Source organism: Listeria goaensis (genome assembly GCF_900186125.1).
Taxonomy (GTDB): Bacteria; Bacillota; Bacilli; order Lactobacillales; family Listeriaceae; genus Listeria; species Listeria goaensis.
The window spans coordinates 1-19,408 of the sequence record NZ_FYBQ01000019.1 but is presented as its reverse complement, the minus strand read 5'-3'; the positions used below and the strand labels follow the sequence as shown (position 1 = coordinate 19,408).

The 19,408-nt window shown below is 37.3% G+C and carries 24 protein-coding genes and 1 pseudogene; 21 read left to right on the top strand and 4 right to left on the bottom strand.

Annotation, left to right across the window (positions count from 1 at the left end):
- The first annotated feature begins 11 nt into the window (after positions 1-11).
- The 15 genes from CFT42_RS14350 (at position 12) to CFT42_RS14280 (ending at position 11,636) form a co-directional block, all read left to right on the top strand.
- Entirely contained in the window at positions 12-500 is a 489-nt protein-coding gene (locus CFT42_RS14350; RefSeq protein WP_088816503.1) for a hypothetical protein, read from the top strand.
- A gap of 35 nt (positions 501-535) precedes the next feature.
- The gene (locus tag CFT42_RS14345; protein WP_088816502.1) at positions 536-3,220 is read left to right on the top strand and encodes an ATP-binding protein; all 2,685 of its coding nucleotides are present in this window, start codon (positions 536-538) and stop codon (positions 3,218-3,220) included.
- A gap of 85 nt (positions 3,221-3,305) precedes the next feature.
- On the top strand, positions 3,306-3,521 hold the full coding sequence (locus CFT42_RS14340; protein ID WP_088816501.1) for an AbrB/MazE/SpoVT family DNA-binding domain-containing protein: 216 nt from the start codon (positions 3,306-3,308) through the stop codon (positions 3,519-3,521).
- Positions 3,503-3,868, top strand: coding sequence for a type II toxin-antitoxin system PemK/MazF family toxin (locus tag CFT42_RS14335; RefSeq protein ID WP_088816500.1), 366 nt, complete (start codon positions 3,503-3,505; stop codon positions 3,866-3,868). The genes CFT42_RS14340 and CFT42_RS14335 overlap by 19 nt, the downstream gene beginning before the upstream one ends.
- A gap of 32 nt (positions 3,869-3,900) precedes the next feature.
- A complete protein-coding gene (locus CFT42_RS14330; protein ID WP_088816499.1) occupies positions 3,901-4,617 on the top strand; it encodes a hypothetical protein in 717 nt (238 codons plus the stop codon).
- A 23-nt stretch (positions 4,618-4,640) separates the two neighbouring features.
- Complete coding sequence (locus CFT42_RS14325) at positions 4,641-6,731, top strand: CD3337/EF1877 family mobilome membrane protein (protein WP_159458184.1); 2,091 nt, start codon at positions 4,641-4,643, stop codon at positions 6,729-6,731.
- Entirely contained in the window at positions 6,728-7,828 is a 1,101-nt protein-coding gene (locus CFT42_RS15040; protein WP_244169982.1) for a M23 family metallopeptidase, read from the top strand. The genes CFT42_RS14325 and CFT42_RS15040 overlap by 4 nt, the downstream gene beginning before the upstream one ends.
- 16 nt (positions 7,829-7,844) lie before the next feature.
- On the top strand, positions 7,845-8,429 hold the full coding sequence (locus CFT42_RS14315; RefSeq protein WP_088816497.1) for a hypothetical protein: 585 nt from the start codon (positions 7,845-7,847) through the stop codon (positions 8,427-8,429).
- A gap of 38 nt (positions 8,430-8,467) precedes the next feature.
- Positions 8,468-8,875, top strand: a complete 408-nt coding sequence (locus CFT42_RS14310) for a hypothetical protein (protein WP_088816496.1) — start codon at positions 8,468-8,470, stop codon at positions 8,873-8,875.
- Positions 8,876-8,892: 17 nt separating this feature from the next.
- Positions 8,893-9,189 carry a hypothetical protein gene (locus tag CFT42_RS14305; RefSeq protein ID WP_088816495.1) on the top strand — a complete coding sequence of 99 codons (297 nt, stop codon included), beginning with the start codon at positions 8,893-8,895 and terminating at the stop codon, positions 9,187-9,189.
- Positions 9,190-9,331: 142 nt separating this feature from the next.
- The gene (locus CFT42_RS14300) at positions 9,332-9,556 is read left to right on the top strand and encodes a hypothetical protein (RefSeq protein ID WP_088816494.1); all 225 of its coding nucleotides are present in this window, start codon (positions 9,332-9,334) and stop codon (positions 9,554-9,556) included.
- A gap of 174 nt (positions 9,557-9,730) precedes the next feature.
- The gene (locus CFT42_RS14295; protein WP_088816493.1) at positions 9,731-10,462 is read left to right on the top strand and encodes a DNA/RNA non-specific endonuclease; all 732 of its coding nucleotides are present in this window, start codon (positions 9,731-9,733) and stop codon (positions 10,460-10,462) included.
- Between the two features lie 50 nt (positions 10,463-10,512).
- The gene (locus tag CFT42_RS14290; protein ID WP_159458183.1) at positions 10,513-11,106 is read left to right on the top strand and encodes a hypothetical protein; all 594 of its coding nucleotides are present in this window, start codon (positions 10,513-10,515) and stop codon (positions 11,104-11,106) included.
- A complete protein-coding gene (locus tag CFT42_RS14285) occupies positions 11,084-11,338 on the top strand; it encodes a hypothetical protein (RefSeq protein ID WP_088816491.1) in 255 nt (84 codons plus the stop codon). The genes CFT42_RS14290 and CFT42_RS14285 overlap by 23 nt, the downstream gene beginning before the upstream one ends.
- 40 nt (positions 11,339-11,378) lie before the next feature.
- Positions 11,379-11,636: a hypothetical protein gene (locus tag CFT42_RS14280; protein ID WP_088816490.1), complete on the top strand. Its 258-nt coding sequence runs from the start codon at positions 11,379-11,381 to the stop codon at positions 11,634-11,636.
- Between the two features lie 404 nt (positions 11,637-12,040).
- Here CFT42_RS14280 and CFT42_RS15140 read toward each other — a convergent pair whose 3' ends face one another.
- Positions 12,041-12,100: a hypothetical protein gene (locus CFT42_RS15140; protein WP_425268602.1), complete on the bottom strand. Its 60-nt coding sequence runs from the start codon at positions 12,098-12,100 to the stop codon at positions 12,041-12,043.
- Between the two features lie 337 nt (positions 12,101-12,437).
- Here CFT42_RS15140 and CFT42_RS14275 point away from each other — a divergent pair, with 337 nt between their 5' ends.
- Both CFT42_RS14275 and CFT42_RS14270 read left to right on the top strand, forming a co-directional pair.
- Entirely contained in the window at positions 12,438-13,247 is an 810-nt protein-coding gene (locus CFT42_RS14275; protein WP_088816489.1) for a toll/interleukin-1 receptor domain-containing protein, read from the top strand.
- A gap of 306 nt (positions 13,248-13,553) precedes the next feature.
- Entirely contained in the window at positions 13,554-14,165 is a 612-nt protein-coding gene (locus CFT42_RS14270; RefSeq protein WP_088816488.1) for a recombinase family protein, read from the top strand.
- 81 nt (positions 14,166-14,246) lie between these two features.
- On the opposite strand, the gene CFT42_RS14265 is transcribed toward CFT42_RS14270, so the two are convergent.
- Positions 14,247-14,645 carry a DUF1433 domain-containing protein gene (locus tag CFT42_RS14265; protein ID WP_088816487.1) on the bottom strand — a complete coding sequence of 133 codons (399 nt, stop codon included), beginning with the start codon at positions 14,643-14,645 and terminating at the stop codon, positions 14,247-14,249.
- 42 nt (positions 14,646-14,687) lie between these two features.
- On the opposite strand from CFT42_RS14265, the gene CFT42_RS14260 reads away from it, so the two are divergent.
- The 3 genes from CFT42_RS14260 (at position 14,688) to CFT42_RS14250 (ending at position 16,518) form a co-directional block, all read left to right on the top strand.
- A complete protein-coding gene (locus tag CFT42_RS14260) occupies positions 14,688-15,806 on the top strand; it encodes a DUF6792 domain-containing protein (protein WP_088816486.1) in 1,119 nt (372 codons plus the stop codon).
- Positions 15,807-15,810: 4 nt separating this feature from the next.
- On the top strand, positions 15,811-16,197 hold the full coding sequence (locus CFT42_RS14255; RefSeq protein WP_088816485.1) for a hypothetical protein: 387 nt from the start codon (positions 15,811-15,813) through the stop codon (positions 16,195-16,197).
- Positions 16,198-16,263: 66 nt separating this feature from the next.
- Positions 16,264-16,518, top strand: a complete 255-nt coding sequence (locus CFT42_RS14250) for a hypothetical protein (RefSeq protein ID WP_088816484.1) — start codon at positions 16,264-16,266, stop codon at positions 16,516-16,518.
- Between the two features lie 389 nt (positions 16,519-16,907).
- Here the strand turns inward: CFT42_RS14250 and CFT42_RS14245 are convergent, their stop codons facing one another.
- A complete protein-coding gene (locus CFT42_RS14245; protein ID WP_088816483.1) occupies positions 16,908-17,258 on the bottom strand; it encodes a hypothetical protein in 351 nt (116 codons plus the stop codon).
- On the bottom strand, positions 17,251-18,102 hold the full coding sequence (locus tag CFT42_RS14240) for an AAA family ATPase (protein ID WP_088816482.1): 852 nt from the start codon (positions 18,100-18,102) through the stop codon (positions 17,251-17,253). Before CFT42_RS14240 ends, CFT42_RS14245 begins: the two co-directional genes overlap by 8 nt.
- 666 nt (positions 18,103-18,768) lie before the next feature.
- Here CFT42_RS14240 and CFT42_RS14235 point away from each other — a divergent pair.
- A pseudogene (locus tag CFT42_RS14235) lies at positions 18,769-19,408 on the top strand (primase C-terminal domain-containing protein); the annotation flags it as partial.

Genomic DNA, 19,408 nt, shown 5'->3' with positions numbered 1-19,408 from the left:
GAGTTGTCAATATGGAGGAGAAACAAAATCAATCCCCGCGCATTACGATGTATGTGGTGACCAATCTGATGCTTTTTGAGCGGAAAGTGTATCAATTCTTTGGCATTGGCTCCAAAAGAGCGTTTAAATTGCGCTCTCTTCTCTATTTTGTGGGAGGGGTCATCGGTATGGTCATCTGGCGTCATCTACCCCTTGTCAATTTATTGGTGATATGGATTCCCTTCATCATCGCATATATCGCCATACCTATCGGCATCTCTTACCTTATTGGAGGGGTCTATACAGAAAATCGAAATTCGTTGAAATATTTTCGTTCGTTTTTTATGTATATGGGCCGGAAACAAATGGGGAATGCTTTTTATGGTGGGAAGTTGGTGAAAAAGCCACAAATTTATGGCTTACGTGGGACGTATGACTATCAGTCTAAACCGGTAAACACCCAATCCAACAGCCACTATCAGATACAGGGACATTTTACAGTGGGAAAGAGCTCGCACTAGCGAGCTCTCTCTCCATAGAAAGGAGCTCAGAACCTATGGCAAAAGCTTTTTTAGATTTTCCCATCTGGCATATTGAAGATAACCTAGTCTTTTCCAAAGACGGGCGCGTGACGGCTTATTATGCTGTACCTGGTTTTAATTATGAGTTTTTATCGGATGAAGAAAAATTTATGCCGTTTATGAATCAACTTCAGTTTTTTCAATCGCAAGGTCATGATGTCCATGAGGTGGGCAACCCCCAGTCCAGTAACATTTTAAGCATCATGGAAGAAACGCGCGAGATGATGCGGGAAAAAGCGGAAAACTATCCCTATCCATTACATGAAAATGGGGATAAATTTATCCAATATCAAGCCAAAGCATTAGTAGAAGAAGATAAACTATTAGAAAAACGTGAATATCGTAATTATGTCGGTATTCAGCTATTAAAAGAGAAAAATCGATATCAAAAAGGAAATCGTGGCACCCAACTGATAAACGGGTTACGCCAATTTCTAAAAGGTCTCAATGCGCCTATCAATCAAGCGATTGGTTTAAACTTACCTGATATTCTACGCTTTGAAATTGAAGCCTATCACGAACAAGCGAAGCAAATTGGAGAGAAGTTAAAACGTGCCTTTTCTGCGACACAAAACGGGCAGAGTTTTGGAGCGAGCGTCCGGGAAATTAGTTTGCCAGAAATGTTATATATGATTGAAAGCCGTTACTCGGCCACACCCAATTTTAAAGATATACATCTACGGAAAGATTTTGAAACCGGCGTGAGTAAACAGGTGAAGTTGCACGGAGAGGAAATAGAGGCGATTACCCCCAATGAATCAGGTTACAGATCGCTACAACAAACCTTTATCGAAGAAGTCGATGCGCAAACACTGCGTTTGACACGTAATGTGGACGGCAAAGCGGAAAGTTTATATGTGCGTTGTTTTGTCTTAACGAAGTTTACGCATGATGAACATGAATTCCCTGGAAACGAATGGCTCTATCACCTTCAAAAAGGATTATCCTTTCCGTTTCTCTATTCAGGTCGTCTCCACTATAAGCCGAATGAGAATGTGATGAAACAATTATCCAATAAAAAATTAGATTATGAAGATCAGAAGGAACAAGCTGCCAAAGCGAATACACAAGTGGATTTAAGTACAGCAGATAAAGAAAAAGGGGTCATTTTGTTAGAAAAATACTTTGAGAAAACCGCGTACCCTACGTATGATTGTAGTCTAATCTTTCGAATTCAGGCTCAGAGTCTAGAAGAGTTGCAAAATCGATCCGAAACCTTCCAAGAAGAAACACGAAAAATGGGGTTAGAAGTCTTTGCGCCTTTCGGGGAACAACCACATTTGTTTATGGAGATGATTCCAGGGGGAAAGCAACAAAACCAAGATTATCAAATTGAAGTGGATCCACGCATGATTGCCGGGATGATGTTCGGGGCTGCGAGTGGGATTGGGGATGATCGAGGGATTTATCTTGGTGAAACATTACAGGGAAAGCCGGTGTTTATTTATCCAGAATTGGCGAGTAAAGCCTTTGATTCCGTGACATCGATGGTGAATTCGATTTCAGCTATGATTGCGGGTTCAACCGGATTTGGAAAGTCTGTGCTGCAGAATTTACTCGTCTATCTCTCTGTACTGACAGGAAGTCTAGGCCTAGTTATTGATCCAAAAAATGACCGGAAGAAATGGAAAGACGGTCTACCGTACATCCCGAAAGACGCGATTAACTATTTGGAACTCAATCATAGCGAAGCGTATCGAGGCGTTTTAGACCCGTTTCGAACGAGTGTGGATGTCGAAACGGGGCAAAGTGTGGCTACGGATATTTTTGCGTATTTAACGGGGGCCAAAATGGGTGAGAAAAAATATAATTTTTTGATGCATGCTTTTTCCTATGCTGCCAAACAAGAAGAACCTTGTGTGTCTCATGCATTAGCCTTTCTGGATGATGTCTGTGATAAAGCGCTACAAGCTCGGGAGAAAAAAGAGGATTTAGGACGATATGAGGGCCTTACCCTGACACAGGAACGGTTAGAAGATCTCATTGATTTACAAGATACCTTGCAAAGTTTTATGAAGCAACCTTTTACCAAACTCTTGATGGGTCAGGTAGGCGATCACAATAATAGCTTAAATATGGACTATCCGTTGCAGGTGGTGGCCATTGAACAACTCAATCTACCTAAAAATGAAAAGGACCCAGAAGATTATACGGCAGCGGAAAAAATTAGTACCGCGTTACTAACCTCTCTTACCGCCTATGCCCAACAGTTTATGATGCATGGGGACCGGACGCGACATAAAATCATTATCTCGGATGAGGCAGATATTACGGATAAAAATGATAAAGGACGTGAATTAAATAATACGATTGTACGTCGAGGCCGTTACTTCACCACGAGCTTAATCAAAGGGGCTCAAAATGCAAGTGACCAAGAAAATGATATTAATAATATGGGAATGAAATTTTGCTTTCATTTGAATAAAACGGAAGAAGCAACCCAGATGTTGCATTTTATGGGCTTGCCCATTACTCAGATGAATATCAGACGATTAACCAGTTTAGAAAGAGGGGTTTGTCTCTTCCAGGACATTTATGGGCGTGTCGATATCTTACGTGTCAATCCGGTTTTCGATGAAGTTCTGGCAGCCTTTGATACATCTACATCGTCTGTCGAGGAAAGAAAACGAGAAAAAGAACGTTCAGCGCATTACATCTAAGTGATAGAGAGAAAAGAATACACCTACTTGTTGCCACTTCAAAAACGAAATGTTATAATGAGTTATAACGAAAGGGGTTGTACGTATGAAAACCAAAGTACGCTCAATTGGCAACTCGTTAGGTGTGATTCTTCCTAGGGAAATCCAGCTAAAAAAGGGTGAAGAGTATAACGTCTATCAAGTCGATGATACCTTAATCTTAAAGCCTGTTCATCCAAATGTTTTTGAAGATTCGGCTCAATGGGATGGTTTTTACTCAACCTTAACGGAGGAAGAAAAAGAATGGGAAAATGGCCAATAGATGAGGAAGAGAATTCCACGTATATTCCGAAACAGAGGGATATTATGTATGTCAATTTTACGGGGGCTGTAGGAAAAGAAATTTATAAACGGCGGCCCGTACTGGTGTTAAGCCAAACCAGTTTCAATAGCGCGACAGGCTTTTGTGTAGTCTGTCCGATTAGTCATCGTAGTCGTAACTATCCCAGCGTATTGCCCATTCAAGATACACAGAAAATAGTGCAGGGTGTTGTGTTGACTCATCAAATTAAAGCGGTTGATTATCGGGCACGTGAGGCTCGATATGTGGAAAAAGCAGACGCCTTAACATGGGTTCATGTGTTAGATGTGACAAAAGATATTTTTTAACTATCCAAAAGATACGAGAAGGGATGAAGAACATGAAAAAGTGGATTGGAATGAGCGTGGCGATTGTAGTCATCGTCATCTTAAGTGCTTGTGGCGGACAGGAAGAGACGAAAAAGGCAGAGGCAGGTTCTGACAATCAAACGGACGTGAAAAAAGCTAGTGCTTATCCAGAAGCAGATCAAGTCGCCCGGAATTCGTTTGAAGCCTTGGTAGATTTGGACTTTAGAGCTATCTATGAAGAGCATGCTTCTAAAAAGTTACAAGATTATGTAATGGAAGCGCCGGCAAGTAATTCTCCTATCAAATCAGATAGTTCATATCAAGACGGAAATTTTTCTGGACTAGACAAAGTGAGTATAAAAAAAGAGGAAGCGCTAAATCCAGGAGGATATAAAGAACTGGTAAATGATAAAGACTACTTTTTTGCTATGTATGATCAGTTGAAAGATAAAGGAGTATTGAATTATATATTAATTGGGAAAGCTACTGCCGGTTTGTATTCATTGCCGGGAGAAAGCGGTACTCCGTTGGCGGAAATTTACCCTGATAATAATAAATTTTATGTATTCAAATTAGAAATGGAAAAAGAAGAAGGTAAATGGAAGTTGAGCTCATATCAATCATGGCCTCACTTCGATGAATTTGATGCTTCGGATCGTGAAGCGAGAATTCAAAAAATGGTGAGGGCGGATTCCAAAAATATCACGGTTCTACATCGTGGCAAGAGTTTTGTAAGTGATTCAAATTAAATACTAATAAGAGAGGTGTTTTCATGTCTCATCAAACAAAGAGGTTCCTATTAGGGGGTCTCTTTTTCGTTTTGTGTTTATTACTCGTGGCTCCACAAGTCGCACAAGCCAAAGAATTGGAACACACAACAACATCATCGGAATTAGCGCAACAATTTGATATCAAAGATCGTCAATTTGGACCCTATAAAAATAGTAAAAAACCGCCTAGATATTCCGATATTGATGTGGTGACCTATACCCAACAAAAAGAAGCTCAAAAAGAAAATAAAAATGCATCTTTTAATCCGGTAACCATCATAGGAAACTACTTTACAGATAAAGCGGATGACATTATGGGCAGTGTTCAAGATATGATTATTTCCATGTTCCTGATGTTAGTGAAAACTTGTTTTCAGTTTAATATTATGATGACCAATTTTGTTTTAACAGCTTTACATTTTTCAATGAATGGAAATCTCATGAATTACTTGATTTCGATTCTTGGAACGAAAATTCAAGATACTGCAGGTATTCATAATGGTCAAATTGGAAGCACAGGCACTTTTGGGACATTGGCGAGCTTATTTGCAGTGATTGCCGTCTGTTATGTCGTCTATGTGTTCTCCTTTAAACGAGCCCCATTAGAAGGCGTAAAATCGATAATTCAGCCCATCGTGGCCTTAGCCTTAGCGATTACGTTGATTACGAGCTTTCAAACGATTACGGTATGGATTAATACCATAACATCGGAATTAACGAATGGGATTGCGACGGCCACTCAAAAAAATAACACCGGGACCACTAAATTGGACACACTTGAGGATGGTGTTTTTAATATGATGGTTCATCGACCATGGCTATATTTAGAGTTTGGAACAGCAGATGAAGAAAGTATAGGTAGTACAAGGATTGAGAGTCTACTGCTAAATTCTCCTGATGATTCAAAAAAGAAAATAGCTTTGGGAAAAGAAGTCAAAGACTATCATAATGAGATGGTTCTTCCAAACAGTATCATCAATCGAATGGTTTACGTTGGTTTATTTACGGTAGTTAATGGATTCTTGTCGATTCCAATTTGGCTACTAGCCTTTGCTTTCTTAGGCTTGCAGCTCTACTTTATTTTTATGGCGAGTCTAGCTCCCTTTGTTTTGGTGATGTGTATCCTACCTAACCAAATGGGCATACTATGGCGTTATATTGCAGAATTGACCTTTCCTTTAGGAGCTAAAATCGTAGTAAGCTTCTTAGCGATGATTATGTTTACAATCACGGATGTTGTCTACGATATACCCTTAACAGCGGGATTGATGGGCTATTTTGCATCTGTCTATTTACAATTTGTGATTATGATTATCTTATTTGTTTTCCGGAAACGGATTATGGGTCTTTTTTCTGGAGCACGTGGGCTTGTCAAGCATGTTGTTGATGGTTCACAACGTGTAACAGAACCTGTGAAAGAAAAGGTGACATCAGGTGTTCAAGGAACAACCCGACTCGCAGGGGCAACGATTGGTGGTGTTGCAGCAGGACCGCAAGGTATTATGATAGGTTCACAAGTTGGTGCGACAGTTGGAGATTTTATGACAGGAAACCGTGGTTTATCTGAATTGCCAAAAGAGACAGTTAAAATAGCAAAAAAAAGATCAAGTGCGGCAGGGAAACAAGGGAAGAATGCTTCACCAGCTAAAAAGAACGTTGCTTCTAAAGAGAATGAAGTTACGTCTCCAGTTGCTGAAGAAAAAAGACAATCAGATTCTTTACCGTCTGGAGAAGAATCAAAGGGAACTGCCGAAGTTTCTCCATCTGACTTGTATAGTCTTTCTGATTTAGAAGGACAAGACACTACAGACACTAAAAAGGTTGTAGTGGCCCCAGATGATGTAGAAACTTCTCCACGTGAGTTACACAGCTTGGAAGAGATGGAGGAAATCCATCCACCAGCTTTAGAATCTACGTCTATTTCTTCGGATTCTAATCTTAAACCCTTAGCTTCTTTACCTAATGAGGAAAGGTCTGAGCCAAGTCGTCCCCTACATTCTTTAGAAAAAAAAGGAGCAGCTGAAGAACAGAAGGAATTAGAGAAATTACAACGTAAGCAAGTAGATGAGCAGCTAGGGAGTGCGCCTTCATGAAAAAAGGATGCCTAGGTGGAATCGTTGTTGTCATCAGTGTGTTTGTGATAGGTGCTATTCTCATTCCGGTTTTGATTACAGCTGGAATAGGCACGGCACTTTTGGGCTATAAGGAAGAACCGGTGGACGGTGGAGGTTGTAGCATCGCCGCAGGTGTGAATGAAGCGACTATGACACTAGCACCAGCGATTAAAGTGGAAATGGACCGACAAAAATTAAATCAAAAATGGCTTAATTTATTATTAGCCCATGTCATGCAAGAGAGTCGTGGCGGCTTAAATGGGGTGGAAGATGTGTTTCAAGCTTCAGAAAGTCTGGGTCTTCCACCCAATACATTGAACAAAGAAGCGAGTATTAAACAAGGGGTCATCTTCTTTCAACAAATTCTTACCAAAGTTCAAGATATTACGGGACGAGAGCCATCCCCATCCAATGAAGAAGACGTGAATATTTCTTCCGTGCTTTATAATTTTCCAGCATTTGGCCCTTGGCTGAAAAAAGAGCGAGGCGGCAAATGGTCCGTGGAAGCGAATAATTATTTCTACGAACAAGTCGCCCCAGGTTTTGGTGTCGGACCAGGCGACAAGAATTACTGGAGCAACATCCTGAAATGGTATGACTTAAGTAAAGGGGGAGATGCTTCTTGCGGAGCAGGTTCTGGAACAGGGAAATACAGAGTACCAGTGGATCAGCCACGAGTGACAAGCGGATTTGTGGATCGAATTAATCCGTTGACAGGTAAACCTGAAAGTCATAAAGGGATTGATTTTGGTGCAGCAACAGGAGCTAAAATTTATGCAGCGGATGATGGGAAGGTTATTTTTGCAGACTTTGGCGTATCTGGAAGTGGGTATGGTGGATATGGGAATGTTGTCGAGTTGGAACATCGGTCAGCTGGTGAATGGACGTTATACGGACATATGTCTAAGATTTTAGTCAGAGAAGGACAGGATGTAAAAAAAGGAGATGTGATTGGGGAAGTGGGATCAACAGGACAAAGTACAGGCCCCCACTTGCACTTTGAAATCCGGAAAGCTAAAACTGGTGGGCAGATTGATCCAGCACCTGTCCTTGGATTAAAAGTACCGCAATCATAGAACAGGAGGAAAGTACATGAAGCGAAATGTGTTTATTTTGGGGACGATTTTTGCTGTGGTGGTAAGTTTAAGCTTTTGGTGGATAAAAGCACAGGAGGTAGAAGAATTACAAAAAAATGTCAATCATCAAAAGAAACTAGTCATGCAACAACAAAGTATAATCCAAAAAGTAGAGCAAAAGAATGCGGATTTGAAAAAGGAGAGGCAAGAAGTTGGTACTTCAGGGTCAGACCGCGATATAAAAATACAAAGTCTACTTGTGAAAAATAGTGAAGCTTTACAGGCATACTTTAATTATTCTTCATTGGAAGTCCGAGATAAGCTTGTGCATAATTACCTGACAGCGGATTTTCAAAAAGAAAGTCAAAAGGCTGAAGAGAATTACGATTATGAACAAGGGGGTATTTCTTCACAATTAAAAGATAGTGAAACCTATGTGAATCAGCAAGGGAATGTCTTTAAGACCTATAATGACATATTAATGCAAGTAACAAGTCAGGGGGAGGAACAGGAACTGCATGTTGCTGTGACCTTTACGTGGAAAAATGAATCGGGTAATTGGTTAGTCTCCAATGCCCATTTTCACACGGTAGAAGAATAAAAAATGTCTTATTAGAATACTTTTTAAGGAGGAAAAAAATGTTTGTACTGGCATTAAGTAATAAGAGTGGTGAGTATCTAGCTAGTTTAAATATAGAACAATCGACAATTGTTCCGGCAACAAGTGTATTTACCAAAGAAAATGCAATGAAATTTAATGAAATCACAGAAGCTACGCTCACCATGATTCTTTTAAATTACACAAGTCATACTACGTTTGTTGTCGAAACTTTTGACGATAGCAACCAACAGGAAGATGAGTGCTACCAGAGTGTTTTTGGGTTGTCACTTGCCTTAGCCATCACCATCAAAAAAGCTGTTGGAAAGGAATGTCCTACCAGTAGTTTAACCTCACTTGCGAATGCGATGTTACTTGAAGAAAATTGGATAACTATTGTTGTAGAAACGCTCAGGGATGTATTGAAGAAATTGGAATTAAGCAATTAAGAGAAGGAGTGGAATCGATGGAAAAAAGCTTATTTGAGTATACAGATGAAGAATTTACAGCCAATAATATGGCCCATGCATGGGCTAAGTTTTTAGATGAAGCGTGGGGAATTCATTACGTCAAGTATCTAGATGAACAAGGCTTAAAAAATAGCGCTATTTATGCTGTGGAAGACCTTGAAGAAATGGAGGAAGATGGATACTATCGTTTAAAGCAAAAGTTAGAAAATGGATCAGTATTGCAAATTGAGATATGGTCTAATGACGACGGAACATATCAGGGATGGGTAAAAGAAATGGATTCGCTTAGATGATGTGAAAAGAGAGGAGATGATCGGATGGGTATTCGAGACATTTTTTATCCCAAATTGAAAAAGACACAATACTATTTTGTGTCTTTTGTATTTGGTCAACCATATGTATCAAAGTAATCAAAAAAACTATAGAGATTATTACATGGCAGAGATTGAAATTAGAGCGTTGGACAGAAAAATGACGGATGTTGTTCCTATTATTCGAGAACAAGCCATCGCTACGTTACAGTGCACGATTTATAATAGCTATGAAACACAAGATTTATCTAGAATGGAAGCTTTTAAAGAGGAATTACTGAAGCGATATGACATGACATATACAGACGTTGAGGGGGCACTTGATCTTAATAAAGTTACTTGGGGATAAGGAAAAAAAGTCTCTTCCTTCAAAAAATAGGAGGAAGAGACACTTTTAAGAAGTTTACCTATAGAGCATAAAAAAAATCTATCTTGGTCTGCTTATTTCCTCCATTTAATCAAGTAGATAAAAAGATAGTTTTTAGAGAGGTACAATAAATGATTGTGGAAAGGAGAAAAGAAAATGTTGAAAAGACTATCAACCATTGTGATGGCTATCTTAGTACTTGCTGGATATTGGGGTTATCACCAAATCGAGGGAATATATGAGAATGGCACTTCTCAAATGAAAAAAGTTCAAGCAGTTGAAAGTTCTACATATAAAGAGCTTGCACTCCTTGAATATGATGGTAAAAATCAAGTGGTTCAAATTAATCAAAATCGACCGGTCTTTACAAAAGAGGAGTTAGCAACGAATCAAACGCCAAGACAAACTTTTTCTGATTTAGATGCCTTGAACCGTGTAGGTGTAGCGAATGCTTTGCTCGATAAATCGCTTATGCCAAATGTGGATAGGGAACCTTTATATGTGAATCCGACAGGATGGAGAAATAAAAAAATCACGGTTAATGGGAAGTCTGATTGGTTGTACAATCGATCGCATTTGATAGGGTATCAACTAACTGGAGAAAATAATAATTTAAAAAATTTAATGACGGGAACACGAAGTCTAAACACGCCAGGAATGCTGGAGTATGAGAATCAAGTTGCTAACTATATGAAAGAAACGGGCCATGAAGTTCGTTATCGTGTAACACCTGTCTTTCGAGGTGATGAGCTTGTGGCACGTGGCGTTCAATTAGAGGCGCAGAGCATTCAAGATAAAAAAATCTCCTTTAACGTTTACATATTCAATGTACAAAAAGGCGTGTTGATTCATTATGAAGATGGAACTTCTGAAATGCGAAATCCCTGATGCTTTTTATGAGTGGTATACATCGTAAAAAGAAAGGAAATGATGAAAAGTTGAATGATGCAGAATGTGAACAATATGATGGATTGAATGAAAGAGCACAATTTGAAGAGACAATGCATCAGAAAAGTAAGGAACTCATGCAGAGTGTAGCGACTTCTTTGGAAAAAAGGGGGCTCATTTTATCACCTGATGTAGGGCTCCAATTTTCTAGTTATTTAAGTACTTTAGAACTTATGTTTAATGATTATACAGTTGCAGAGGTAGCGACTTCGATTACTGTAGACGAGTTACAAAGAATAATCATGCAACATGGATTTAGTTTGAAAACTTCCCCACAAATGACGCGAGATATCTTACAAGAGCTACGTAGTCAAACCTATTTGACGGACTTTGAACCCTATTCTATACAGACGAATGTTGCGGGTATTCATGAAAGAAAAGGTCAATTAGCGGTGTATATCTTGGATGCCCGAGACTATCCAATGGATAGTCTCGAGTATGATCCGAAAGAAAATCAATGGGAGAGTAAAAAGCATCATTTTATTGTCCAGAACAATGTCGATGGCTTGCAGCAAGTCTATTCAGATAGTTCGATATTCAATAAAAGAAAAGAGGGCTACTATGAACGAAATCGAAATGTATAAAGAATGGCTGCAAGATCATACGTATAGGGTAGAAGGACAAAATAAGTATGTGAATACGGCTTGCCTTTATCGCCTGAAGCTTATAAGTCGCTTTGAAAAAGAATATGGAGCCATTGCTGATATTGCCCATCCGGCCATATTTTGGGAATGGCTGCTGCAGGAAATGGAGCGGCAACAACAGCCCTGGTGGAAAAAAGTCGTAAGTTGGCTATCATCGTTTCAAAGTCGATAGTTCAACGAGTTTTATTACGAATGAATGGAGGAAAAAAGAAATGAACTATTATGAATTTGCTGAGCAAGAATATTATGCGTTAGTAAAAGCGAAAAATGAGGAAATGGCCAAACAAGTGTATCGCGATCAGGTCAATGACAATCCGGAAGAAGTCTTAAAGCCCAACGTGATTTCTTATGAAAAAGCGAAAGAATTATACGAATGCGCGGAAGGAGAAGACGGACCGATTGAAGATTTAGAACCATTGGAAACAATCCCACCCCATACTACCATTTTAGTTTCACCTTATTTGATGTAAAACTTTTATAAAAGGTCACGCAGGGGAAGATTGGCCTTTCTTATGAGTCATAAAATTCATATTGGCTGAATAACTGCAAACGTCATAAGCCAAAGAGATGTTTTGACAGTATCAGGTTCAAATAAACAATTTCTAAAGAAGGACCGTATTTTTCTTTGGTGTGGTTGCTATAAGCCAATTTGAGCTAGATCTAGCATATTCGTTTAAGCTCAAGTTTAATTTAGATCAAAAAAACTTGATTATTTTATCTGTTTTAGTTATACTTCCTTATATAAGGAAGAAATTTAAATGAAAAATAAGAGCCATGCGCGAACATGACTCTCTAGCAAACACCATTTAAGATGGTGACAGCCTTTTTATATGATTTTATAAAAACCACTAGCTGCCGAGCTTATATGTGGTTTTTATTTTTTGTCATTTTTACTGTTAAGGATGCTGACGATTAACATTGCGAAAGCAATCATTAGTGTCAGTGTTTCAAAAACAGTCACATGCTTATCCTTTCCGGGTAACGCTTGTGAATAACATAAGCACCACCAACTTTCTATCGGAAGAACCGATGAGGCAGGCTGGCGGACCACCATAAACTCGTTTGCAAGACTCATTATACCACAAGAAAAATAAGAAAACCAAGCGCCTAACGCCTTTCGCAAGTTCCTGTTGTTTAAAGCAAAATTTATAAATATGTTTTTAATGGATTTTCTGGAATGTATTTTATAGGTTTATAGCTGCAAACTATTGTTCTATAGCCTTTATTATTGTATATTATAAAGAAATAAAGAATGCGAAAGGGAGTTAAGGATGAAAGTATTTTTAAGTTGGTCGGGAACCGAAAGTGAATATATGGCTGAGTCCTTCAAGGAGTGGTTACCGAATATACTTCAATACATTGAGCCATATATGTCTAAAAAAGATATTACATTGGGTGAAAGATGGGGAAAAAATATAGAAGAAAATTTAAGGAGTCATGATTATGGTTTAGCTTTTATAACTCCAAACAATATAGAATCTTCTTGGATAAATTTTGAAGCAGGGGCTTTATCTAAAAATCTAGGATCTAACCTGGTACCAATTTTATGTCATACAGAAATCACTCTCCTTAATAAAAGTCCTTTAACACAATTTCAGGCTGCAAAAGAATTAGACAAAGATTCTATCTGTGATTTGATAAATGAAATGAATTTAGCAGCAGAAGAGCGGCACCGAATTTCTAGCGAACGTATTGAAAAAGCATTTGAAAAGTGGTGGCCGGATTTAGAAGATAAATTAAAAAATGCCCCAAATTTTAATGAAAATAAAAAAGATAAGAGAGATGAAGTCACGCAGAAAGAGTTACTATATCACCTTTTGGATCAGGTCAAAGAGAATTCTCTGGCTATCAGACAACAAAATAACAGAATCCCATATAAACCATATCGAGTTAACCCAAAATTGATAAACAGAGTAGAACATGCAATCGAAATAATGCCATATATTGGGGATCGTGAAGATTACATTGTGAATAATTTAGATATAATAGATGGTAAAATTCTCAGGGTAGATATGGAAGAAATCAAAGAGATAACTGAGACATTACAGGAAGTACTAATTACTCTTAAACGTTTGGGTTGAATGTTATAAAAATTGATTTTAAAAAATCTATTTAAATTGTATTACTATCAATAAAGTAGATACGAAAAGAAGGATGGCCTAACCATTCTTCTTTTCATCGTTTCTTAAGTGAGCGATAATTTAAGTGTCAATAGGGTATACTCTATTGGCGTTTTTGTGATTTGCTGGTATAATAGGATTTGTAAGCGGGGCATTAGAATTGGGCAAAAAATTATTTGAAAAAGGAGTAATTGAAATGGAGAAGAGGCAAAAAAAGAAAAATTCCAATAAGTATTTGATACAATTTATCCGAAGGAGAAAAAGCTTATGAGTAAAATAGGTTACATTAGAATAAGTTCCACAGATCAAAACACAGCAAGACAAATGGCGCAGTTGGAACATTGTGAAAAAATATTTGTTGATAAAGTAAGCGGCCAAAATAAAAACCGGCCCGAACTTGAAAATATGTTAGCGTATATTCGAGAAAGCGATATAGTGGTTGTGACGGAATTAGATCGTCTTGGCAGAAATAACGCTGATTTAACCGACATCATGGATCAGATTAAACAAAGAGGGGCCACGCTGGAAGTTTTAAATTTACCGCAGCTAAACGGTATCCAGGATGAAAATTTACGCTTGTTGTTAAATAATTTGATTATAGAGTTGTATAAATATCAAGCGGAATCAGAACGTAAACGAATCAAAGAACGTCAATATCAAGGCATTCAACTTGCCAAAAAAAATGGGAAGTACAAAGGGCGAAAGCGTAAATTTGAACAAGATGATCCGCGTTTATTATTAGCAATCGAATTATACATGGCCAAAAAGGAAGACGGCACCTTCAGATATTCGTTACGTGATGTGGAAAAAAGAACGGCCATTGCCAGGAGAACTTTGTTACGTTATTTTAGTGAACTTGGCATTTCTCGGAAGAAATAGTGTAGTGAATACAACAAGCATACAAAAAGACGAAAACCATTTTAGTGGATTTTCGTCTTTTTTGGCCTGTTGGATAAAGTTTTATGGATGGGTCTTATTTTTTTCTTTTAATATTTGTGAAACACTTTTTGTTTGAGAAGCATATTCCGGTTTAACCATTTCACTTAATTCGGCAGATTCCCCACCTTCACCTTCAAAATTTGTATTTGGGTCGGCACTGGCATTGAAATTTAATTGAGGATCATCATTCACATAACCTTCAATGACATACGTTCCAGTTGGGAGTTTATGCATATCCGTATAAGTAAAAGAGTGCACACCTATGTAATTATACTGGTAAAAAAGTTCGATTCGCGATTTTTGTTTGGTCCAAAAGGCTTCTTGTTCTTCTTTTTTATGGTGCATATACCATCCTCCTGCAATTACAACTACCAAAATGATGCTAAGAACTGCTATAATAGATTTGTATTTTGTATTCATTTTATCACCTTAAACAATTATAGCATAAAGTGAGGAAAAAAGATGTCAAAGATAAAAGATAACCAATATTGGAGCTTAGCTAAAGGAGCTTATGAAGATTACAGTGTAGGAAGCTTAATTAGAGATGTAGATGGGAAAAGATGGCGAGTAGTTCTAAAAGAAAGTACAAAGAATGGTTACCAAGGATATGCAGTTGTGCCAGCTGAGGAGTATATTGAAGATAAATCAGGTAATATTTTTAGTGGTAAAGATCAAACATATGAGAACATTGTTATTCTTTCACGAGGAACGGAACCAACTAAAATGGATCATGATTTAGTAACGGATGCTCAATATGTAGTGTTAGGAAAAGATAAAAATAAAAAACCTAACCAGTTTCGAGATGCGGAAAATTTTTACCAGGTCGTTCAACAACGATTTAGTCCTCAAAACATGTATGTAACAGGGCACAGCCTGGGTGGTGCTATTTCATTAGACCTTGCTGCTGAGTATGGGGCTAAGGGAGTTACATTTGCTGCGCCCAATATTTATCAAATCTTATCGCCAGAAGCAAAAAAAAGAGTGGACACGGGCAGTACTGAAAATTTAATTATTGATTATACTCATGAGGGAGAACAAATTGGCCTTTGGTCGCAATATAGTGCTCCATTTATTGGAAAGCAGTTTCGGACAACTGGCCACGGCCATGGCATTGAGTCATTTATACCTTATTTTTCTGCAGGGGGATCTGCTGAATTACTGATTCAACCTGAAGCTATCCAACAAGAAGCCACCAAATTAAAAAATATAGCGGTTAACTTCGATACGATTATTGAGACCATACGCGAAATGGAACGCAATCAAGAGGAGGCGATTCGTCTTCTTGTAAACGATGTACGCGCCATGATAAGTAGTGGAGAGCTTGCCTTGTTAGATGAGTCTGATATTGAAGAAGAATTAGGGAATATGGCTACCCAGAAGCATGGCAGTCACTATTATTTTTATGATGTGGCGTTGAGTGAAGAACTACAACAAAAGATGACGCATAAACAAAAAAGCTGGCTTGAATTCGGGGATGCGATCGGTTATGCTGCCTATAAATTTCAAAATCGAGATATAGAATTAGGGGATATGTTAGGACGTCCATTGGGTGAATATAGCCCTTATCATAAAAAGGAGTGAGCCTATGAGTAATCAGCTAGAAAGCGTGTTGCAAGATCTTAACAAGCGCCTTCAGATGGCCCTGGAATCTGGAGCAACAAACCAAGTAGAAAGCTTGCAAACGGAAAAACAAGCGTATGAAAAGAAATTAATGCGATTAAAATTACGCACAATTTTACAAGGGCGGGTACAGCAGATAGTATGGGATAGTCAGGATCAATTAAATCAAGAAAAGCATCAATTTGAAACTTGGTTTCAAGATATGAACCACATTGAAAACCGATTGAAGTTATCTTTTGATAGTCAAACAGGTGAAGCGATAGGACGTCAATTAATACATGAACGAAATCAAGTTTTACGTGATTATGGAGACGAGTATCGTGATTTAGTAAAAAGTGTAAGAATCAAGTAAGAATTTATCCCAATATCGTGAATGCGTCTTACTTTAGAAGGATGGTAGGCCAGGAAGAAGGAATGTATGACAAAACAAGAACTTATCAAACGGGTGCAAAAAAATCAAATCAAAGCGGTAGCACTCGAAAAATTGGAGCTTCATTTAGGTTGTCCAGGTTACTTTCAAGAAGAAATTGCGTTGTTAGCGATTCCATTTCATGATTTGATGCAGGATATGGAAACGAAGATTGCCGAATATCAGAAAAAGAAGATGGAAATAGAAGCTGAAATGGATGACTTAATTGAGATTGGACGACAGTTAGAACAAAGAAAGGCATAAAAATAGGTTGGCAAAAGCGGCAATCCCCTAGCAAAGAGCCTTGGAGATGATGACTCCAAGGCTCTTCTTGTAAGCTGTTTGTGAATTATTGCCATGTGTCTTATTTCCGTAAGACAAAATTAGAATAACTCGTTTATTTGAAAAAAGCAAGTTAATTTAGTTTGGATATTTGGGAATCTGATATAGCTTGATAACTTTGTAGAAGAGTGCACTACTTATTTGAAACGATTTTCGATAATCATTTTATTATTCAAATATCTATATTATCATTTATTCATATTATCATATATGAATAAAAAATAAAATCCCTGTATTTCTAGCTAATAAACGTTATAAAATTAATCATTTATTCATATTATCATATATAATAATATGAATAATATCATATCTTAGCTTTCTAATACTGAAGATAATGTTTTGAACGCTCTTCTTTGATCTGGATCTAAAATATTATCAACATAGTTATCAATCATACTTTCGATAACTTCATAAGCAAATTTGTGGGAAGTTAACTTGATAAGTAAATCAATTTCTTCTTTTGTTCGCCGTGAAATTTTAACATTTGCTACTTGATTCCTGTTTAAGCCTTTTCTTTCATTAAATTGTCTTGATTGCGATGCTGAAACGCTAACTTGTTTTTTCTCTAGCAAACTTTTATCATTTTCTTGTGCAGTTTCATTGGAAGGGACAATACGTTCTTGTCTTATTAATTTGGAAGGTTTTTTGTTTTGATTATCCATGTACTTTCTCCTTTTCAAAATAATCAATTCGATTAACTAATTCATTTGCAACATCTTTATAAAATTCAATGACTCTCAAATCATGACGGTCATTTTCTACAATGCCAGTGTTATCAAATCGTTTTAGACGTGCCATATTTGGAACCTTATGTTCAAAAATATTTTCTTCACCGAAAACTTCAGCGGCATTATCCAAAACAAATTGATCAAGTGATGCATTACCATCCATTAATACAGGTAAGACGCCACATATTTCAAAATTACCTCCATATATTTGAGAAAGATTTTGTAAGTCCTGTAAGTACATTGTAGCACCATCTAGTGATAGCTCCTGTGTTTGTAACACAATTAGAACATAATCTGAGGCCATAACTGCACTATCTGTTATATAAGATTTAGTTGGAGGCACGTCAATAAAGATATAATCATACTTTTCTTTTAGAGGTTGCAAAAGTTTTGCCAAATGCGTTATTTTTTTTTGAGTAATGGCATTAAAATCTGGATGTGATTCTTCTACGATACCATATTGTAAATCTAAAAATGTTGTATAGTTAGCAAAATCAATGTATGAAGGAAGCAAATATAAATTATCTACAATCTCAACTTCTAACCCAGAAAGATTATCTTCCTTTACAGCAGTCATCAATGTTTTATCAAAGCTAAATACTTCATTTGAATGAGCTTTTTTTGTACGAATCAAAACTGTAGTCGAATTACCTTGTGGATCTAAATCAATAACAAGACACTTTTTACCAGTTTTTGCTATTTCATATGCATTAAGTATATTATTTTTTGTTTTCCCAACGCCGCCTTTATAATTTCCAACACAAATTGTAATTGCCATTTCCCCGTCTCCTTTTTAAATTATCATATATGAATAATTATATATATGATAATATGATAATTTGATTATATGATAATAGTAGCTTAATTCCAGGCAAAAGTCAAAAAATATGATAATATGATAACTAATGTCAGTTGTTACAACTCCAATATACTGCTAATATGCGCGTTACTAGGAATTTCAATAAAATGATAATATGATAATAATCATATATAGATAAAGGTATATTATCATTTTATCATATATGATAATATACCTTTGAGATGGAATTGTCTGAAATTTAGAGTTTACATTTAAAAATAAATAGGTTATGGTAATTATTGAGAAAATAAAAAAGGAATCGTCGATTTATATTTTGTAGTGAGATACAAAATATAAATTACATTACATTTGACCAAAAATGTAATCCTAGTAACGAAACCCCAATGTGATATATAATTTTTAATTATTTACGATAAAAAAATTATACCACATTTAGGTTTATTTGACAATGGCTTTAAACGTTGAAATGAAGCCATTTGAAAAACTTTTTTTCGCTAGGAGACGATTGAGTTTCTTCCTATGCGGAATTTGTGCGGTCTTGAACAGGGATACGGCACTTCCGAAAAAGGAAGAAGTCGTAGCCTTTTTTGTTGTACGAAAAAAAGGGAAGGAGTCCAGTGTGGCATGTCCAATTCTAGTGAAACCATTGATTTATATACATACTCGGCTGTTATCAGTACCGTTGTGCATGAAGGTATCACAGCTTTTTCCAAGCGAAATAGTCGTGGAGTAATATCCATTCAGCAACATTTTGCAGCACAAGAAGCAGCCAACCATCATCGCAAGGGCGTTCAGTTTGTCGTGCGTCAGAAAGAAGACCTGCAACGAAGCAAAGGTGTGCGCGGTTTTATTGTGACCAGTCAAGAAGCGCTGATTCAGGAAGTGAACCAGTTTACACACTGGACACCGAACACGTATCGTTGGGGAACGTACTCAGATGACAAACACAAATTCATCAAGGGGCATTCGGAAGAGAACCTGCAACAAATCAATACGTATGTCATTGATGTGGATACTATGCAAGTGGACGTAGCCCAAATGATCATGGCGGCCATGAAAATCTTGAATCAAACGCCCACATTTATTCTCCAAACTAACCAGGGTTTTCAGATGTATTTTGTGTTAGAGAATCCCGTTTTCATCAGCAATGCCCATAACTTTAAGAGCCTACGTGTGGCCAAAAAAGTGGCCCAAAATCTAAAGCATGCCTTTGCGGCGGAATTACCGAACGTAGACCGAGGGTGCAATGACTTTGGTTTCTTCA

Bases quoted from the DNA above. Each gene is read 5' to 3' on its own strand.
- CFT42_RS14345 (WP_088816502.1), top strand. From the start codon at position 536: ATGGCAAAAGCTTTTTTAGATTTTCCCATCTGGCATATTGAAGATAAC.
- CFT42_RS14265 (WP_088816487.1), bottom strand. From the start codon at position 14,645: ATGAATACAAAATACAAATCTATTATAGCAGTTCTTAGCATCATTTTG.
- CFT42_RS14305 (WP_088816495.1), top strand. From the start codon at position 8,893: ATGGAAAAAAGCTTATTTGAGTATACAGATGAAGAATTTACAGCCAAT.
- CFT42_RS14245 (WP_088816483.1), bottom strand. From the start codon at position 17,258: ATGGATAATCAAAACAAAAAACCTTCCAAATTAATAAGACAAGAACGT.
- CFT42_RS14295 (WP_088816493.1), top strand. From the start codon at position 9,731: ATGTTGAAAAGACTATCAACCATTGTGATGGCTATCTTAGTACTTGCT.
- CFT42_RS14270 (WP_088816488.1), top strand. From the start codon at position 13,554: ATGAGTAAAATAGGTTACATTAGAATAAGTTCCACAGATCAAAACACA.
- CFT42_RS14285 (WP_088816491.1), top strand. From the start codon at position 11,084: ATGAACGAAATCGAAATGTATAAAGAATGGCTGCAAGATCATACGTAT.
- CFT42_RS14275 (WP_088816489.1), top strand. From the start codon at position 12,438: ATGAAAGTATTTTTAAGTTGGTCGGGAACCGAAAGTGAATATATGGCT.
- CFT42_RS14280 (WP_088816490.1), top strand. From the start codon at position 11,379: ATGAACTATTATGAATTTGCTGAGCAAGAATATTATGCGTTAGTAAAA.
- CFT42_RS14335 (WP_088816500.1), top strand. From the start codon at position 3,503: ATGGGAAAATGGCCAATAGATGAGGAAGAGAATTCCACGTATATTCCG.
- CFT42_RS14330 (WP_088816499.1), top strand. From the start codon at position 3,901: ATGAAAAAGTGGATTGGAATGAGCGTGGCGATTGTAGTCATCGTCATC.
- CFT42_RS14315 (WP_088816497.1), top strand. From the start codon at position 7,845: ATGAAGCGAAATGTGTTTATTTTGGGGACGATTTTTGCTGTGGTGGTA.
- CFT42_RS14300 (WP_088816494.1), top strand. From the start codon at position 9,332: ATGGCAGAGATTGAAATTAGAGCGTTGGACAGAAAAATGACGGATGTT.
- CFT42_RS15040 (WP_244169982.1), top strand. From the start codon at position 6,728: ATGAAAAAAGGATGCCTAGGTGGAATCGTTGTTGTCATCAGTGTGTTT.
- CFT42_RS14350 (WP_088816503.1), top strand. From the start codon at position 12: ATGGAGGAGAAACAAAATCAATCCCCGCGCATTACGATGTATGTGGTG.
- CFT42_RS14325 (WP_159458184.1), top strand. From the start codon at position 4,641: ATGTCTCATCAAACAAAGAGGTTCCTATTAGGGGGTCTCTTTTTCGTT.
- CFT42_RS14255 (WP_088816485.1), top strand. From the start codon at position 15,811: ATGAGTAATCAGCTAGAAAGCGTGTTGCAAGATCTTAACAAGCGCCTT.
- CFT42_RS14340 (WP_088816501.1), top strand. From the start codon at position 3,306: ATGAAAACCAAAGTACGCTCAATTGGCAACTCGTTAGGTGTGATTCTT.
- CFT42_RS14240 (WP_088816482.1), bottom strand. From the start codon at position 18,102: ATGGCAATTACAATTTGTGTTGGAAATTATAAAGGCGGCGTTGGGAAA.
- CFT42_RS14250 (WP_088816484.1), top strand. From the start codon at position 16,264: ATGACAAAACAAGAACTTATCAAACGGGTGCAAAAAAATCAAATCAAA.
- CFT42_RS14310 (WP_088816496.1), top strand. From the start codon at position 8,468: ATGTTTGTACTGGCATTAAGTAATAAGAGTGGTGAGTATCTAGCTAGT.
- CFT42_RS14260 (WP_088816486.1), top strand. From the start codon at position 14,688: ATGTCAAAGATAAAAGATAACCAATATTGGAGCTTAGCTAAAGGAGCT.